Annotated in this window: 11 protein-coding genes; 9 read left to right on the top strand and 2 right to left on the bottom strand. The window is 72.0% G+C overall.

Features of this window, described 5'->3' with window-relative positions:
• The first annotated feature begins 3 nt into the window (after nt 1–3).
• Nucleotides 4–405, top strand: a complete 402-nt coding sequence (locus ASF21_RS10310) for a hotdog fold thioesterase (protein WP_055770386.1) — start codon at nt 4–6, stop codon at nt 403–405.
• 114 nt (nt 406–519) lie between these two features.
• Here ASF21_RS10310 and ASF21_RS10315 read toward each other — a convergent pair whose 3' ends face one another.
• Nucleotides 520–783 (bottom strand): acyl-CoA carboxylase subunit epsilon, encoded by a 264-nt coding sequence (locus ASF21_RS10315; protein ID WP_235498785.1) that lies wholly within the window; start codon nt 781–783, stop codon nt 520–522.
• On the bottom strand, nt 780–2,363 hold the full coding sequence (locus tag ASF21_RS10320; protein WP_157365866.1) for an acyl-CoA carboxylase subunit beta: 1,584 nt from the start codon (nt 2,361–2,363) through the stop codon (nt 780–782). The genes ASF21_RS10315 and ASF21_RS10320 overlap by 4 nt, the downstream gene beginning before the upstream one ends.
• Before the next feature lie 235 nt (nt 2,364–2,598).
• On the opposite strand from ASF21_RS10320, the gene ASF21_RS10325 reads away from it, so the two are divergent.
• The 8 genes from ASF21_RS10325 to ASF21_RS10360 all read left to right on the top strand — a co-directional run bounded on the left by ASF21_RS10325 (nt 2,599) and on the right by ASF21_RS10360 (nt 17,771).
• Nucleotides 2,599–3,480 carry an SDR family oxidoreductase gene (locus ASF21_RS10325; RefSeq protein ID WP_055770393.1) on the top strand — a complete coding sequence of 294 codons (882 nt, stop codon included), beginning with the start codon at nt 2,599–2,601 and terminating at the stop codon, nt 3,478–3,480.
• A 101-nt stretch (nt 3,481–3,581) separates the two neighbouring features.
• The gene (locus ASF21_RS10330; RefSeq protein ID WP_055770396.1) at nt 3,582–4,460 is read left to right on the top strand and encodes a biotin--[acetyl-CoA-carboxylase] ligase; all 879 of its coding nucleotides are present in this window, start codon (nt 3,582–3,584) and stop codon (nt 4,458–4,460) included.
• A gap of 2 nt (nt 4,461–4,462) precedes the next feature.
• Nucleotides 4,463–5,086 (top strand): PH domain-containing protein, encoded by a 624-nt coding sequence (locus tag ASF21_RS10335; RefSeq protein ID WP_055770399.1) that lies wholly within the window; start codon nt 4,463–4,465, stop codon nt 5,084–5,086.
• 248 nt (nt 5,087–5,334) lie between these two features.
• On the top strand, nt 5,335–6,420 hold the full coding sequence (locus tag ASF21_RS10340; RefSeq protein ID WP_055770844.1) for an adenylate/guanylate cyclase domain-containing protein: 1,086 nt from the start codon (nt 5,335–5,337) through the stop codon (nt 6,418–6,420).
• A 244-nt stretch (nt 6,421–6,664) separates the two neighbouring features.
• Nucleotides 6,665–12,790 (top strand): Ig-like domain-containing protein, encoded by a 6,126-nt coding sequence (locus ASF21_RS10345; protein WP_055770402.1) that lies wholly within the window; start codon nt 6,665–6,667, stop codon nt 12,788–12,790.
• Between the two features lie 86 nt (nt 12,791–12,876).
• Nucleotides 12,877–13,848, top strand: coding sequence for an AAA family ATPase (locus ASF21_RS10350; RefSeq protein ID WP_055770405.1), 972 nt, complete (start codon nt 12,877–12,879; stop codon nt 13,846–13,848).
• 27 nt (nt 13,849–13,875) lie between these two features.
• Nucleotides 13,876–15,276, top strand: coding sequence for a DUF58 domain-containing protein (locus tag ASF21_RS10355; RefSeq protein ID WP_082471437.1), 1,401 nt, complete (start codon nt 13,876–13,878; stop codon nt 15,274–15,276).
• Nucleotides 15,273–17,771, top strand: coding sequence for a transglutaminaseTgpA domain-containing protein (locus tag ASF21_RS10360; protein ID WP_235498804.1), 2,499 nt, complete (start codon nt 15,273–15,275; stop codon nt 17,769–17,771). Before ASF21_RS10355 ends, ASF21_RS10360 begins: the two co-directional genes overlap by 4 nt.
• The last annotated feature ends 10 nt before the right edge of the window (nt 17,772–17,781 follow it).

Below are 17,781 nucleotides of genomic sequence, written 5' to 3' on the forward strand. Positions count from 1 at the left end.
CTCATGCCCGTCACCCATCCGCTCCTCGAGAACGACCACATGTCCGCCTGGCTCGGGATCTCCGTCGAGGCGGCGGAGTCCGGCAGCGCGCGCATCTCGATGGTGCTCCGCCGGGACATGGTGAACGGCTTCGGGATCGTGCACGGCGGCGTGCTCTTCGCCTTCGCCGATACGTGCTTCGCCCTGGCGTGCAACGACCCGGCGGGCACACCGGGGGTCATCACCGTCGCGTCCGGGGCCGACGTCACGTTCCTCGCGCCGGCCTACGAGGGCCAGACCCTCACCGCCGTCGGGTCGGTCCTGTCGAGCACCGGGCGGAGCGGCCTGTACGACGTCCACGTCACCTCGGCGGACGGGGCGGTCGCGGAGTTCCGCGGCCGGAGCCGCACCATCCCGGCGCGGTGACCTGATCCGGCCCGCGGTATCCCCGGCGCGGCCCGGAACGGGGCGCAGCCAGGGCCGCTGCCCCGACGCCGCGCACGCCCTCGGACGGGCTGCTCGGCGGACGGACGGACGCCGTCAGCGGACGCTGCGCCGCCATGAGCCGGGGCCGGGGGTCGGCCCGAGCCGCAGCAGGGCACGGCGCAACCAGGACCGCCCCTGGTCCGGGGCCTCCTCCACCTCGCCGGTATCCCGGAGGGCGAGGACGACGGCGGTGAGCGCCGCCAGCTCCTCGTCCGTCGGCGCACCCGAGACCACGGAGAGCACGGCGCCCTCGGCGTCGTCGACGGGATCGGCCGAGGCCGCAGCATCGCCGTCGTGCCCGTCCCGGTGGCCGCTCACAGCGGGATGTTCCCGTGCTTCTTGGCGGGGTTGGATGCCCGCTTGTCACGGAGCGCCCGCAGGCCGCGGACGATGTGGAGCCGGGTGTCCGACGGCGCGATGACGGCGTCCACGTACCCGAGCTCCGCTGCCTGGTACGGGTTGAGCAACTCCTCCTCGTACTGCTGGACGGCGTCGGCGCGCGCCGCCTCGACATCACCCCCTGCGTCGGCCACGGCCTTCAGCCGGCCGCGGTACAGGATGTTCACCGCGCCCTGCGCGCCCATCACACCGATCTGCGCGGTGGGCCACGCGAGGTTCAGGTCCGCCCCGAGCTTCTTGGAGCCCATGACGATGTACGCGCCGCCGTAGGCCTTGCGCGTGATCACCGTCAGCTTCGGCACTGTGGCTTCCGCATAGGCGTAGAGCAGCTTGGCGCCGCGGCGGATGATGCCCTGGAACTCCTGGTCCTTGCCCGGGAGGAATCCGGGCACGTCCACCAGGGTCAGGATGGGGATGTTGAAGGCGTCGCAGTGGCGGACGAAGCGGGCCGCCTTCTCGGAGGCGTTGATGTCGAGCGTGCCGGCGAACTGCAGCGGCTGGTTGGCGACGATCCCGATGGTGTGGCCCTCCACCCGGGCGTACCCGGTGACGACGTTCGGTGCATAGAGGGCCTGCAGCTCGAGGAAGTGGCCGTCGTCCACCACCGCGGCGATGACGGCGTGCATGTCGTACGGCTGGTTGGCGGCGTCGGGGATGAGCGCATCGAGGGCGAGGTCCTCCTCGGTGGTGTCCGGCTCCTCGACGAACTCCGTCAGCGGGGCCTCTGCGAGGTTGTTCGAGGGCAGGAAGTCGAGGAGCTCGCGGACGAAGCCGATGGCGTCGGCCTCGTCGGTGGCGAGGTAGGCGGAGGTTCCCGTCGTCGTGTTGTGCTGCCGGGCGCCGCCGAGGGTCTCCATGTCGACGTCCTCGCCGGTGACGGTCTTGATGACATCGGGACCGGTGATGAACATGTGCGAGGTCTTGTCCACCATGACCACGAAATCGGTGAGCGCGGGGGAGTAGGCCGCACCGCCGGCGCAGGGACCCATGATGAGTGAGATCTGCGGGACGACGCCCGAGGCGTGCACGTTGTTGCGGAAGATGTCCGCGAACATCGCCAGCGAGGCCACGCCCTCCTGGATGCGTGCCCCACCGCCGTCGTTGATGCCGATGACCGGGCAGCCGTTGCGGAGCGCGAACTCCTGCACCTTGACGATCTTCTCGCCGTTGACCTGGCTGAGGGATCCGCCGTAGACGGTGAAGTCCTGGCTGTAGACGGCGATCAGCCGTCCGTCCACCGTCGCGTAGCCGGAGACCACGCCGTCGCCCAGTGGCTTCTTCCGCTCCATGCCGAAGGCCGTCGAGCGGTGGACGGCGAGGGCGTCGAATTCGACGAAGGAGCCTTCGTCGACCAGCAGGTCGATGCGCTCGCGCGCCGTGTTCTTGCCGCGCGCGTGCTGCTTCTCGATGGCCTCGGGACCTGAGGGCTGCTCCGAGAGCGCGGTGCGCCTCCGGAAGTCGGCGAGCTTCCCGGCCGTCGTGGTGAGGTCGGGCTGCAGGTCCTGGTGCATTGGTACTCCGGTCGGCGGGTGGCGGGGGTATGCGCTGCGTCACTGGAGGTTTCCGACAACGTCCGGCGCAATTCACCCAGTCTAGTGACGCCCACGGCGCCCGCTGTTGTAGGAGCCCTACAGTTTCCCTCCCCATCGATTAGCCGGCCGAGCGATGTTACCCGCCGGTAACATCGGTGCGTCGCACGCCGCTCCCGCTGGGGGGAGTGCTTAGGCTGGTGCCATGACTGCACGCGACGAAGCTCAGGAATCACCCGCCACGGATGCCGGGGCGGACCGTCTCCCGACCCTCGCCGGACGCACCATCATCATGTCGGGCGGGAGCCGCGGCATCGGCCTCGCCATCGCCCTGAGGGCGGCCCGCGACGGCGCGAATGTCGCCATCATGGCCAAGACCGGCGAGCCGCACCCCAAGCTCGAGGGCACCGTGTACACCGCCGCGGAGCAGATCGAGGCGGCCGGCGGGGCCGCGCTGCCGTTCGTCGGCGACGTCCGGAACGACGACGACGTCCGCGCCGCCGTGGACGCCACCGTCGGTCGCTTCGGCGGGATCGACATCGTGGTCAACAACGCCTCGGCGATCGATCTCTCGAAGACCCCCGACGTCGACATGAAGCGCTACGACCTCATGGCGGACATCAACGTGCGCGGCACCTTCATGCTGAGCAAGTTCGCCCTCGACGCCCTGAAACGGTCGGCCAACCCCCACATCCTGACCCTCTCGCCCCCGCTGAACCTCGCCCCGAGGTGGGCGGGCCTGCACCTCGCCTACACCATGGCCAAGTACGGCATGAGCCTGACCACCCTGGGGCTCGCGGAGGAACTGAAGGACGACGGCGTCGCCGTGAACTCCCTCTGGCCCGCGACGTTGATCGACACGGCAGCCATCCGCAACATGCCCGGCGGGACCCGCATGGTGCAGGCCGCCCGCAGCGCCGACATCGTCGCCGACGCCGCGCACGCCGTGCTCGTGCGGGCCGCACGCGACTGCACCGGCAACTTCTACACGGACGAGCAGGTCCTCCGCGACGAGGGGGTCACGGACCTCACCGGGTACAGCCTGGGAGCGACCGAGGACCGGCTGGTGCCTGACATCTTCCTCTGATCCCTCTGATCCCTCTGATCCCTCTGATCCCTCTGATCCCCCTGATCCCCCCGACGCCCCGCTCCGGTGGGGAGGGCGCCCGGCCGGATAGGATCGAAGGCATGTCCTCCCGCTACTCCAATCTCGAGCGCCCCGGCCTCGACCCCGGTGCGCTGAGGACAGCCCTGTGCATGCCTGCCGGTCCGTTCCCGCGCCTCGACATCGTCGAGCGGACCGGGTCCACCAACACGGACCTCGTGGACCATGCCCAGCGGGAGACCGCTGGATGGCCGGATCTCAGCGTCCTGTGCGCGGAGGTACAGACCGCCGGCCGCGGGCGGCTCGACCGCAGCTGGACCGCGCCCGAGCGTTCCTCGCTCTTCGTCAGCATCCTGCTGCGTCCGTTCAACCGGCACGGGCGCCCCGTGCCGACCGCCGCCTACGCGTGGCTCTCCCTGCTGGCCGCGCTCGCCCTCGCCGAGAGTGTGGAGGACCGGACGGAGATCGCACCACAGCTGAAGTGGCCCAACGACGTGACGGTCGACGGCCGCAAGCTCGCCGGTGTCCTCGCGCAGTTCGTCCCGGGCGCGGGTGCCGAACCCCCCGCCGTCGTCGTCGGGGTGGGCCTCAACGTGAGCCTCACCGATGACGAGCTGCCCGTCCCGACCGCCACGAGCCTCCTGCTCGAGTACGCCGGCACCACCGACCGCAACATCCTGCTGAAGTCCTTCCTCCGCACGTTCGCCGACCGGTACCGGGCCTTCTGCGATGTCGACGGCGACGCCGACGCGGACTGGGACGGCGGACCCTCCCTGCAGGCCCGGGTCGCCGCCCGCATGGCGACGCTCGGCCAGGACGTCCGCGCGGACCTGCCCGGCGGGTCCCTGACGGGCCGCGCCCTGCGCCTCGACGGACACGGCGCCCTGGTGATCCGGGACGACGACGGCGAGCGGCACACCGTCTCGGCGGGCGACGTCGTACACCTCCGCCCGCAGGTGTAGCGGTGCGCATCAAGCTGCTGCCGGGGGAACGGGTCCTCGTCCGGACCCGGCCCTCGCCCCTGCCTCTTGTGGGGCCGGTGATCCTCGGCTTCGTGCTCCTCGCGCTCGGCGGGTTCGGCCTCGGCTTCCTCATGCGCCGCGACGTCGCGGATCTCGGGGACTGGCAGCCCGTGCTCCTGCTGGTGCTCCTCGCGGTCGTGGTCCTGCTGCTGCTCCGGGTGCTCGTCCGTCCGCTGCTCGGGTGGTCCAGCAACCGGTTCGTGCTCACGAGTATGCGCCTGATCCACCGCAGGGGTGCGGCCCGGCGGTCGGAGCACCAGATCAACCTCTCCGCCATCTCGCAGCTGCAGACCGAGCAGGGTCTCATCCAGCGCATGGTGGGCAGCGGGACCCTGATCGCCGACCTCGGGTTCGACAGGGCGCACGCCTACCGGGACGTACCGCAGATAGCCCGCTTCAAGCAGTTCGTGGTGCAGGCGATCAGCGACCTGCCCCTGACCCGCATGTTCGATGGTGTAGACATGGAAATCGATCCGCAGTACGCCCGGGGCGGGGCGGGGCGGAACCAGGACGGTCGGGCGCGCCAGGAATGGCCGCACCACGAGGGCAGGAGCGAGCGAGCGTGACAGTCGAGGACCGCCACGGCCCGGGCGCCGCCTCCGGCGCATCGGACCGCGCGCCGGTGAGGGCAGCGGACAGCGCCCCGGCTCCGGCCACCCCGCCGGGGGATACGCGCGACAGCGCCCCGGCTCCTGATCCGGCCACCGCACCTGCCGTCCCGACGGAGGCGCGGACGGACACGAGCCGCCTCGACGACGCGCCTGAGGCCGCGGCCTCGACGGCGTCGAAGGCGGTCTGGCAGCTGCAGCCGGACATGGCGACCGCCGGTCCGGAGGAGGCGGCGCCGGCCGGGCCCATCGAGCTCGACCGCGAGACCATCCGCCGGCTGGAGCGTGAACTGCTGGGAGCCGAGCGCACGCTGAAACGCCGTGACATCGCGGCGGGCGCAGGGGTCTCGCTGCTCTCGGCGCGGAAGCTGTGGCGCGCCATGGGCTTCCCGAACATCGGCGACGACGACATCGCCTTCACGGAGAAGGACCTCGGGGCCCTGACCACCATCATCGACATGGTGCGCCAGGAGCAGCTCACCGAGGACGCGGCGATCTCCATCACGCGAGCGGTCGGCCAGATGACGGACCGCATGGTCGTCTGGCAGATCGAGGCGATCGTCGAGGAGATGGTGGCCCAGCGCGGCCTCACCGACGCCGACGCGCGCAAGACCCTCGTCTCGGAGCTCCCGGACCTGATCGACCCGCTGGAGCGGACCCTCGTCTACGCATGGCGGCGCCAGATGAACGCCGCCGTGCAGCGGCTGGCCCTGCGCGCGGAGTCGGGGCTCGCGTCCAGCGAGGCGGGCCGTGACGGCGACGAGCAGGACGCCCCGCTGCCCCTGGCCCGCGCCGTCGGTTTCGCGGACCTCGTGTCCTACACGAGCCTGTCCCGCCAGATGAACGAGCGCACCCTGGCCCAGCTGGTGCAGCGCTTCGAGAACAAGAGTGCAGAGATCATCTCCGTCGGCGGCGGCCGCCTCGTGAAGACCATCGGTGACGAGGTCCTCTACATCGCCGAGTCACCCGAGGCGGGTGCGGAGATCTCACTGGCGCTCGCCAAGGCGTTCACGGAGGACGAGTTCCTGCCCTCCGCGCGCTGCTCCCTCGTCTGGGGACGGGTGCTCTCCCGGCTCGGTGACATCTACGGGCCGACGGTCAATCTCGCAGCGCGCCTCACGGCGCTCGCGGAACCCGGGGAGGTCCTCGTGGACGGGTCCACCGCCGCCACGCTCGACACCAACGAGAAGTTCGTCCTCACGCCCCACGCGCCCCGCCAGGTGCGCGGCTTCGGGGAGGTGCGTCCGGTCACCCTGGCGCGCGGGACCGGCAGCGGACTCGTCCTCGACTGAGCACCGGGCGCCTCCCCGGCCGAGCGTCAGCATGCAGCCGCCCGGCCGCCCGGAGCGGAAGCCGGTGTAGCGGCGACCGGACGCCACGCCTCCGCCCCTGGCGTTCCCGCCGGACGCCCCGCGTTGGCACAACCGGCACGCCGTGCGACACTGCTAGCGACCATCCATGCGCCCGTCGCCCGTCCTCCGGGGCGTGCTCGCCGCGCGTCGGTGGCCCGCAGTACCGATCAAGTGGGGCACAAGAGTGAAGTTCGTAGGTCTCAGACGCGCGCAGGCGAAGCATCGCCGCGCCCTCTCGACGGCGGTCGCCACTGCCGTGACGGGTGGCGTCGTCGCCGGTGCGCTCCTCTATCCGGGCTTCGCGACCGCCGATGTCGACCTGAACGACGGCGGCGTGTGGGTCACCAACGAGAACCTCGGAATGGTGGGCCACCTCAACTACCAGTCACGCCTGCTCGACGGGGGGTACGCGGCCAACAGCGACGCCTTCGACCTCCGCCAGGAGGCGTCGACGGTCTTCAACATCAACACCGACCAGTCGAAGGTCAGCCCCGTCGACATCGCCAACGTGGTGCGCGGCACGGAGGTGCAGCTGCCCGGAGCGGCCGAGGTGGCCATGGGCGGCACCACGGTGGCCGTCACCGACCAGACATCCGGGACCGTCTGGATCACCACCGCCGCCGACCTCGCAGGCTTCGACGACCAGGAGGAGGAACCCGTGTCCTCCGGGCCGGGCTCGGTGGCCGCCGTCTCCCCGACCGGTCGCGTGGCGGTCGCGAACCCCGAGGACGCCACCGTCACCACCTACGATGTCCGGCAGGACGGTACGTGGGAGGAGCCCGACGTCCGCGAGTTCCCTGAGCTCGCCGACTCCGGTGACCTGCAGGTCGCCGTGATCGGGCAGGACGCGGTGGTCTTCGACCCGGCGTCCGGGCAGGTCCTCCTCCCCGACGGGACGCTGGTGGCGTTCGACGGCACCGAGCGGGCCGAGTTGCAGCAGAGCGGGCCCGCGGCGGACGCCGTCGCGATCGCGACCGAGACCTCGCTCATCCAGCAGCCGCTCGACGGCGCCGACGCCGTGGTGACGGACATCGGCAACGGCCGGCCCGCAGCGCCCGTGGTGCAGGGGACGTGCCTGCACGCCGCGTGGGCCGGAGCCGCCACCTACCTCCGCGACTGCCGCGACGACGCCGACGACCAGCGCCAGGACATCCCGAACATCGGGGTGGAGTCCGAGCTGGTCTTCCGTGTCAACCGCGAGGTGGTGGTGCTCAACGACACCGCGGCCGGCGACGTCTGGCTCGTCCAGCAGAACCTCGAGCTGGTGGACAACTGGGGTGACATCATCCCGCCGAAGGACGAGTCCGACGAGCAGGACGAGGAGTCCGCGAGCGAGAACCCCGTCAACACGCTGCCCGACCGCTCGGGCGAGAACCGCCCGCCCGTCGCCACCGACGACAGCTTCGGGGCGCGGGCCGGCCGGACCACCATCCTCAACGTCCTCGACAACGACACCGATCCCGACGGGGACCTGCTGACGGCCACCCTGGCGGGCGAGCAGCCGGCGTCGGGCACGGTGCAGAGCATCTACGACGGCGCCGGCATGCAGATCGTGGTGCCCGAGGACGCGCCGCAGGGCAGGAGCACCTACCGGTACGAGATCGAGGACGGACGCGGTGGGACGGCCGGCGCGTCGGTCACGGTGGACGTCCGCGGTCCCGACACCAATGAGGCGCCACGCGCGAAGCGGCCCACGACCATCCTCGTGGAGCAGGGCCGGAGCGTCAGCCAGAACATCCTGAACACGTGGGAGGACCCCGACGGCGATGACCTGTTCCTGGTCAGCGCCGCGCCCACGCCCGACGGCGACCAGGTCCGGACCCGCTCCGACGGGCTCCTGACCTTCCGCGACGTCGGCAAGAGCCAGGGCGTCAAGGAGGTCGCCGTCGTGGTCTCGGACGGTGCCGAGCAGGTCGAGGGCACGATCGTCTTCGACGTCCGTGCCAACGGCGTCCTGCCCCCGGTCGCGAACTTCGACCACTTCACCGCCGTCGTGGGCCAGGAGGTGCAGCTCTCACCGCTGCAGAACGACCTCGACCCGGCCGGCGGGCAACTGAGCCTCGCGCGGGCGGAGGCCACGGGTGGGGACGCCCCGATCGCCCCCGACTACGAGACCGGGACGATCGCGTTCACACCGTCGGCCGCGGGCACCGCCTACGTCGAGTACCTGGTGACGAACGGCCCGCAGACCGCTACCGGTCTCATCCGGGTGGATGCCCGGACCAGCGGGATCGAGGGAGCGCCGGTGGCCGTCCGCGACGTCGCGCTCCTGCCCCGCAACGGCGACGTCCTGGTGGACGTCCTGGCCAACGACACCGACCCGACCGGCGGCGTGATGGTGGTGCAGTCCGTGAGCACCCCGGACGGGTCACCGCTGGACGTCGCCCTGCTGGACCACGACATCCTCCGTATCCACGACGTCCGCAGCCTCAACCAGCAGACCACCCTGACGTACACGGTCTCCAACGGCACCGCCTCCGCGACGGGCGAGGTCAGCGTGCTGTCCGTGGCGGGACCGGAGACCCTGCTCCCGCCGCAGGCCACGCCCGATGCCGCCACGGTGCGCGTGGGCGACGTCGTGAACATCCCGGTGCTCGACAACGACACGCACCCCAACGGGGACGCCCTCACCCTCGATCCGGTGCTGGCCCAGTCCGTGGACCCCGCCGACGGCCGCATCTTCGCGTCGGAGAACGTGCTCCGCTTCGTCGCCGGTGAGACCGCCAAGACCGTCTACGCGATCTACGACGTCAAGGACAGCACCGGGCAGGTGGACTCCGCGGAGGTGCGGATCACCATCAAGGCGCGCGACGACGCGAAGAACGCCCAGCCGGTCCCGCGGAACCTGGAGGGCCGCGTGATCGCGGGGTCCACCATCCGCATCCCCGTGCCGCTGGACGGCATCGACGCCGACGGCGACTCGGTGTTCCTCACCGGGATCGACAGCGCGCCGCGCCAGGGGGCCGCCGTCCCCGGTACCAACTACATCGACTTCACCGCTTCCGCGACGGGCGCCGGGACCGACTCCTTCACCTACCGCGTGCGGGACCGCTTCGGCCTGGAGAACACCGGGACGGTGCAGGTGGGCATCGCGCCTGCGGCGGAGTCCAACCAGCAGCCGGTCGCGGTCGACGACGGCGTCCTGCTGCGGCCCGGGCGGGCCATCGCCGTCGAGGCCCTGCGCAACGACTCCGACCCCGACGGAGATCCCCTGCGCCTGGTCCCGGAGGCGCTCTCCGCGGAGCCTGCCGGGATGGCGCCGGAGATCCGCGACGGCCGCATCCTGTTCACGGCGCCGGAGGAGCAGGGCACCTTCACGGTGCGGTACCGGGTCACGGACGGCCGGGGCGGGAGCGCCGACGCGGCGATCACCGTCACGGTCGACCAGAACGCCGAGCTGCTCCTGCCGATCGCCCGCGACGACCGCGTGGAGCCGTCCGAGACCAGGGGGGAGACCGCCGTCGTCGTCCCCGTCCTCGACAACGACGAGGATCCCGACGGTGTCCGCGAGGACCTCGAGGTGACCGTCGACCCCGCCTACGAGGGCGTCACGGTCGGCCGGGACGACGTGGTGACGGTCGATCTCACCGCCGAGGACCAGCTCATCCCGTACGAGGTCGAGGATATCGACGGGGGAGTCGCCCGCGCCGTGATCTGGGTTCCCCGCCTGGGTGAGCAGTACCCCACGCTGCTCTCCGACGCACCCCTCGACGTGACGGCCGGCGAGGACCTCGTCCTCGACCTCGGTGCCCTCGTCGAGGTACGCGAGGGGCGCACTCCGCGCGTCACCGTCGCCGAGAAGGTCGTGGCCATCGGGGTCGACAACCAGGCCGAGCTGATCCGGGACCCGGGCACGCTCGTGTACGGCGCCGACCTCGACTATGCGGGCCGCGGGTCGATCACGTTCGAGGTGACGGACGGCAGCGGACCGGACGACCCCGAGGGGCTCAGCAGCACGCTGACCGTCCTGACGAACGTCATCCCCGCCGCGGAACGGAACATCCCCCCGACGCTGACCTCCGGGTCGCTCGAACCGGCGATCGCGGAGCCGGCGGCATCCCTCGACCTCCGGCAGCTGGCCGGCGACGCCAACCCCGAGGACGTCGACTCGCTCGCGTTCGCGGTCGAGGGCGAGGTCCCGCCGGGGTTCGACGCCACGCTCGACGGGTCCGTGCTCGAGGTCCGCGCGACGGATGCTGCGCGCCCCGGGACGGTCGGCCGCCTCGGCATCTCCGTCACCGACGGCCAGGAGACGGCCATCAACGTCGTGGAACTCACCGTCCTCGCGTCCAGCCGCCCGCTCGCCGTCGCGAACACCGACGTGGTCCCCAAGGCCATCCAGGGTGAGCCCGTCACGGTGCCGGTCCTCGAGAACGACGCCAACCCGTTCGAGGACACGCCGCTGACCGTCGTGGACGCCACCGCCGACGGGAACGGCACCGCCACCCTGCAGGGCGACGCCGTCGTCGTGACTCCCGCAGCGGACTTCGTGGGCAGCATGACGGTCCAGTACACCGTGGGGGACAAGACCGGGGACAGCAACCGGTACGCGACCGGGCAGATCCGCCTCACCGTCGAGGGCACGCCGGGTGCGCCGGGCACGCCCACCGTCGAGTCCGTGCGCAGCAGGACCGCCGTGATGTCCTGGGATCCGCCGGCCAGCAACGGCTCACCGATCACCGGCTACACCGTGACGGGAACCAGCGGCGTGACCCAGGAATGCCCCACGACCACCTGCACCATCACGGGGCTGACCAACAACGTCGAGTACGTTTTCCAGGTCACGGCCACCAACGCGAACGGTACCTCCGACCCCTCGCCCGCGAGCGCCCCGGCCCGGCCCGACACCAAACCGGACCAGCCGGCCCCACCCACGCTGGTGTTCGGGGACCGATCGCTGACGGTCGACTTCACGCCGCCCACCAACGAAGGGTCCCCGATCGAGGGCTACGAGCTGCAGATCTCACCCGCCCCGCCCCGCGGCGCGACCCAGCGCTCCGTTGCGGGCAGCCCCGTGGTCTGGGAGGGCCTCGAGAACGGGACGGCCTACCGGGTCCGCGTCCAGGCGCGCAACGCCGCCCCCGACCCGTCCGACTGGAGCGACTACTCCGCCGCCGAGACGCCCGCCGGGCTGCCCGGGGTGCCGCAGGCGCCGACCACGACGCGCGCCCAGTCCGTCGGTGCACAGAGCCAGCTGTCCGTCGACTGGAACGACGCCGACCCCAACGGCGCCCCGGTGACGAAGTACCAGGTGCAGGAGTTCCGCGGGGGCGCCCTCGTCCGGACGCTCCCCGAGGCTCCCGCATCCCAGCAGACCATCACCGTGGACAACGCGGAAGCCGACTACTCCTACGCGGTGCGCTCCTTCAACCGGGCCGGCTGGTCGGAGTACGGTGCGCAGTCAGCGCCTCGGCGCGCGGTCGGCAATCCGGCACCACCGGCCCCGCCGCAACTGGTCGAGGCGGAGACCGGTGGAGCGGGCCGCGCCGTGACCATCACCTTCACCCCGCTCTCCGCCGCCCAGCGCAACGGCGCCCGCGCGGGCGAGGTCTCCTACGAGGCGAGCTTCAACGGTGGGGGCTGGCGGCCCCTGAGCCAGAACCAGACCGTGGGCGGCTTCGCCAACGGGGAGAACGTGACCGCGACCGTCCGGGCGCTCGTCGCCAGCGACGGTTCGAGCTACACGAGCGACCCGGGCGCGCCCTCCGCCGCCGTGCGGCCGTACGGCTCACCCGGTGCGGCCACGGCGTCCGGGCGGGACGGCCGGGCCGAGCAGAAGAGCCTCGAGCTCAGCTGGGGTGCTCCGAGCACCTCCGCGCACGACGTCCGCCAGATCCAGATCAGCATCGACGGCGGAAGCTGGGAGGACGTGGGCAACTCGGGCAGCAGGACCGTCAACACCAGCGGCTATGGCGAGCGCCATTCGATCAGGGTGCGCTCGCTCAACTCCCGCGACCAGCCGGGGCCGGTTGCCGAGGCCGCCGCACGGAGTGGCGAAGCCCCTCCACCGCCGCCCCCACCGAAGACCGAATGGACCATCACGGCCGGCGGTCCGGACCTGAGCTCGCGCAGCTGCATGGACCCGGCCAACGGCACGAACTTCAACGACGCGACCCGCGACTGCGCCGGGGAGCACTGGATGTACAACAACACCTCCATGACCTCCAACTGCTACATCAACCGGGCAAGCGGGCCCTGGTACCGGCAGAAGTCCGGTCCGAACCGTGACGCCAACAACGACGGCCTCTTCCTGAAGGGCATCCACACCACGGCGGGCAACAACCCGCCGGACGGGATGCGTCCGTGCTGACCGCGCCGTCGACGCCGCTCCCGTGAGCATCTGAGCTCCACCGACCGCCCCACCCACCCCACCCACCCCATTCGAGGACGCACCACATGACCATGACCGCAGAACAGGCCACCTGGTTCGCCGGCACCTTCGACAAGCTCGTGGAGAACATCGGCGAGGCCGTGCTCGGCAAGACGTACGTGGTCCGCCTCGTCCTCACGGCGCTGTTGACCGAGGGTCATGTGCTCCTCGAGGACGCCCCGGGCACCGGCAAGACCATGCTCGCCCGGTCCCTGGCCGCGACGGTGCGGGGCAGCCACTCCCGCATCCAGTTCACCCCCGACCTCCTGCCCTCGGACGTCACCGGCGTGACGATCTACGACCAGAAGACGCAGAACTTCGAGTACCACCGGGGCCCCATCTTCGCGAACATCGTCCTCGCCGACGAGATCAACCGGGCCTCACCCAAGACGCAGTCCGCGCTCCTGGAGGTCATGGAGGAGTCCCGGGTGACGGTCGACGGCGTCAGCTACACCAACGAGCGGCCCTTCATGGTCATCGCCACCCAGAACCCGATCGAGCAGGCCGGGACCTACCGGCTACCGGAGGCGCAGCTGGACCGCTTCCTCATCAAGACCGAGATCGGCTACCCCGACCACGCCTCCACCGTGAAGCTGCTGGGCGGCGCCGCCACACGGGACCGTTCGCTGGCGCTCACGCCGATCATCACCACGTCCGCCGTCGTGGAGATGGCGGACCTCGCCGCCGACACCCACGTGGACCCCGCCGTGCTCGACTACATCTCACGACTGACCGAGCAGACCCGCAGCGCGCCCGAGACACGGCTCGGCGTGAGCGTGCGCGGAGCCCTCGCGATGGTGCGCGCGGCGAAGGTCTGGGCCGCGGGGCAGGGCAGGCACTACGTGCTCCCGGACGACGTCAAGGAGCTGGCCCCCTTCGTGTGGACGCACCGCTTCGTCATGGACCCCGAGGCGGAGTTCGCTGGGGCGACGGCGGAAGCCGTCCTCCGCCGCGTCCTCGACGACGTCCCCGCGCCCCAGCAGCGCCTGTCCGCCTGACGGCTGCACCGACCGGATGAGGACAGCATGAGCTCCACCACGGCCCGCCGACCCCGCCGGTCCCGTGCGGCAGCGGACGGGACGACCGCGCAGCGGGCAGCGGCCGACCGCCCGCCGGCCGGCCGAGGGCAGGACCGGGCGGCACCTGGACGGCCGGCTGCCGGTCGAGGCGCGGTACGGGCGCCAGCCGGACGGACCACCGCCGGTCGCGTCGCGGCCTCCCGCATCGCTGCACTCCTGCGCCGAGCCCGAGAGCGCATCCGGCACGCCTCGGCACCGGTGACCGACGTCGTCGGGCCGCTCGGATGGTTGCTGCTCGGACTCGTCATGCTCCTCGCCACGCTCGGGACGGCCCTCGGCTGGGACGAGGCCGTCATCGCGGCGGTGCTGGGAGCCATGCTGCTGCTCCTCGCCGTGGCCTTCATCCTGGGCCGCTCCGCCTACGAGGTGGAGCTGGACCTCGCCCGCACCCGCGTGGCGGTCGGCGACCGTGCCGTCGGCGGCGTCACCGTCGCGAACGCCTCGGACCGCACCCTGCTCCCGGCGTCGCTCGAGCTGCCTGTGGGAGCCTCCACCGCGCTGTTCCACCTGCCCCGGCTGCGGCCGGGGCAGGACCACGAGGACCTCTTCAGCATCCCGACCCAGCGACGCGCGGTGATCGTCGTCGGGCCCGTCCGCTCGGTGCGACAGGACCCGCTCGGACTGCTCCGCCGGCAGGTGACCTGGACGGACCCGACGGACCTCTACGTCCACCCGCGCACCGCCCCGCTCACCGGCTCGGCGGCCGGTTTCATCAAGGACCTCGAAGGGCTCCCCACCAGGGAGCTCTCGAATGCCGACGTCTCCTTCCACGCGCTGCGCGAGTACGTGCCGGGCGACGACCGCCGTCACATCCACTGGAAGACCACCGCGCGCACCAACACCCTCATGGTCCGCCAGTTCGAGGAGACCCGGCGCTCGCACCTGGCCGTCGCCCTGTCGGTCACCACTGCCGAGTACGACGGCGAGGCGGCCTTCGAACTCGCGGTCTCGGTCGCCGCGTCGATCGGGCTGCAGGCGCTGCGCGAGCAGCGGAACCTGAGTGTCCTGACGCAGGACGGCCCGCTGCGCTCCGAGACCGGCCGTGCCCTGCTGGATGCCGTGACGCGTATCGAGGGCAGGGTCCTCCGCGCCACCGCCGTCGACCTCGCACGCACCACGGCCGACGCCGTCCCCAACGCCTCCGTGGTGTTCCTGGTGGTCGGCGCGTCGGTCACGCCGTCGCAGCTGCGCTCGGCCGCGGCCTCGATCCCGCCCGGCATCCGCTGCCTGGCGATCCGGTGCATCGACGGAGCACCCGCCGCACGGTCGTCCATCGGCGACCTGACGGTGCTGACCCTCGGGGACCTCGATGATCTGGCCCTCGTCCTGCGGAAGGCCGCGGCGTGAGTACCGTGCGGCCTGCCGGCCGCGCGGGGACGGATCTGCCCACCGACGTCAGGATCGAGGCCGGACGCGGCATCCCGGAGGGACATCCGGCCGACGGGCGATCCCCTGTCCCGCCCCTGCAGGGGATCATCGACGCCCTCGTGCTCCTCGTGCTCCTGGGTCTCGGTGTCCTCGCCCTCGGGCCCACCTTCGGCGACGACCCGCGCTACCTGGTCGCCGGCGTCGGGGGCGTGGTGCTCGGCCTCGCACTGGCGTGGGAAGGCGCCCGCCGGGGCTGGCGCGCCTGGCGCATGGCCAACGGTGCCGCGCTGACCTACCTCGTGGCAGGCAGCGCGCTGGCCGCACCCCAGGAAGCGCTGGGGGGTGTCCTGCCGACCCTGCAGTCGCTCCGCGTGATCGTGCTCGGCGTCGTCCTGTCCTGGAAGGACCTGCTCACCGTCGCACCGCCGGTCGGGACGGCGGGCGGCACGCTCGTGGTGCCCTTCCTGGCGGCGCTCGTGTGTGCGGCCGTGGCGGGGACACTGGCGTGGCGAGGTCGCGGGGCGGGCTGGACCCTGGTCCCGGTCCTCGTAGTGTTCGGCGGGTGCATCGCCCTCGGGACGGACCGGGTGTCCCTGCCGGCCGTCCGCGGCACGCTGCTCCTCCTGGTGGCCCTCGTCTGGCTGGCCTACCGGCGGGACCTCCAGCGGGTCGGTGCCACGCGCTCCCTCGTCCCGGCGGATCCGGTGGACCCGACCGGAACGACCGTGGGGCGGAACAGGCGCCTCGCCCTCGGCGCAGGCATGCTCGCCGTGGGGACGCTGCTGACCCTCGCCGTCACACCGCTCGTGACGGGCGGCTCCGATCGCCAGGTCCTCCGGGACGTCGTCGAGCCTCCTGTGGACCTCTACGCCTACCCGAGCCCGCTGACGAGCTTCCGCACCTATGTGAAGGACAGCACCAACGACGTCCTCTTCACCGTCGAGGGGCTCCCCGAGGGCGAACGCCTCCGCCTGGCCGCCCTGGACACCTACGACGGCGTGGTCTACAACGTGGACCCGCAGGCCGCCGGGAGCTTCTCGCGAGTGGGGGACGCGGCCCGGCTGAGCGGGGCCGGCGGTGACCCGGTGAGCGGCACGCGTGCGCGGCTGTCCATCACGGTGGGCGACTACTCCGGTGTCTGGTTGCCGGCCGCCGGCGACGTCGAGGGCGTGCGTCTCGGGGGACCGCGCGGAGAGGACCTGGGCCGCGCGCTGTACTACAACGACGACGCGCGGACCGCGCTGTCCACCATCGGCGTCCAGGAGGGGGATGCCTACGAGGTCGACGCCGTCTTCCCCGAGAAGCTGAGCGACGAACAGCTCGCCCAGTACGACTTCGCCCAGCTCTCCCTGCCGCGCGTCGTGAACGATCCGCCGGTGATCGCGACGAAGTCCGCCGAGTACATCGGATCGACCGCGGAACCCCTCGAGCGCGCCCGCAGCCTCGAGCAGGTGCTCAGCGCCCAGGGATACTTCAGCAACGGGAAGGACGACGAGGCGCGGTCCCTGCCCGGTCACGGGGCGGCGCGCATGCTGTCCCTGCTCGACGCCGACGAGATGGTGGGCGACGACGAGCAGTACGCCGTCGCCATGGCCCTGATGGCGCGCAAGGCGGACATCCCGGCCCGCGTGGTCATGGGCTTCTACCCGGACTGGGACGAGGTCCAGGACCCCTCTGCCCCCCTGCAGATCACCGGTGAGGACGTGCACGCGTGGGTGGAGATCGCGTTCGACGGCGCCGGGTGGGTCCCCTTCGACCCCACGCCCCCGGAGGACAACGAACCGGTACCGCCGCAGCAGCAGCCGAAATCCTCGCCGAAGCCGCAGGTCCTGCAGCCCCCGCCGCCACCGCAGGAACCGGCCGAACTGCCGCCGGACGCCGCCCCCGAGGCCCAGGACGCGGAGGACCGCGAGAAGGACCTCCTCGACGAGCTGGCCCCGGTGCTGACACTGATCGGCCTCGCCGCGATCCCCCTCGTCCTGCTGGTGCTGCCCCTCGTGGTCGTCGCAGGGCTCAAGGCACGACGCCGTAGGCGGCGCCGGTTCACGGGCGAGCCCGCCCAGCGGGTCGGCGGCGGCTGGAGCGAGGTCCTGAGTCTCGCGACGGACCTCGGTGCCGAGCCGGATCCACGGGCGACCCGACGCGAGAGCGCCGCCGCCCTCGGCGCCGCCTTCCCGTCCGGCCGGGCCGGCACGGCGGTCCTCGCCCGGCGGGCCGACGCGGGGATCTTCGCGTCCGGGCAGCCCTCCGAGGAGGAGGTCGAGGACTACTGGCGATCGGTCGACGCCTCCCTCGGCGACCTCAGAGGATCCGTCGGGTACTGGAAGCGGCAGCGCGCCCGCTACTCGCCCCGATCGCTGCGCCGGGAGCGGCGACTGCGCGCCGACGCGCGCCGGCGTGACGCGAAGGGTGCTGACGGCCCGCCGACGTCCTCCGCCCCGGGCCGACGGGCAGAGGGCAGAATGGGGTCATGACCGACCATCG

It is taken from the genome of Arthrobacter sp. Leaf234, assembly GCF_001422665.1.
In the GTDB taxonomy this organism is placed as follows: Bacteria; Actinomycetota; Actinomycetes; order Actinomycetales; family Micrococcaceae; genus Arthrobacter_D.

Coding starts and splice junctions, on each gene's coding strand:
- ASF21_RS10310 (WP_055770386.1), top strand. CDS start 4: ATGCCCGTCACCCATCCGCTCCTCGAGAACGACCACATGTCCGCCTGG.
- ASF21_RS10325 (WP_055770393.1), top strand. CDS start 2,599: ATGACTGCACGCGACGAAGCTCAGGAATCACCCGCCACGGATGCCGGG.
- ASF21_RS10330 (WP_055770396.1), top strand. CDS start 3,582: ATGTCCTCCCGCTACTCCAATCTCGAGCGCCCCGGCCTCGACCCCGGT.
- ASF21_RS10340 (WP_055770844.1), top strand. CDS start 5,335: ATGGCGACCGCCGGTCCGGAGGAGGCGGCGCCGGCCGGGCCCATCGAG.
- ASF21_RS10350 (WP_055770405.1), top strand. CDS start 12,877: ATGACCATGACCGCAGAACAGGCCACCTGGTTCGCCGGCACCTTCGAC.
- ASF21_RS10355 (WP_082471437.1), top strand. CDS start 13,876: ATGAGCTCCACCACGGCCCGCCGACCCCGCCGGTCCCGTGCGGCAGCG.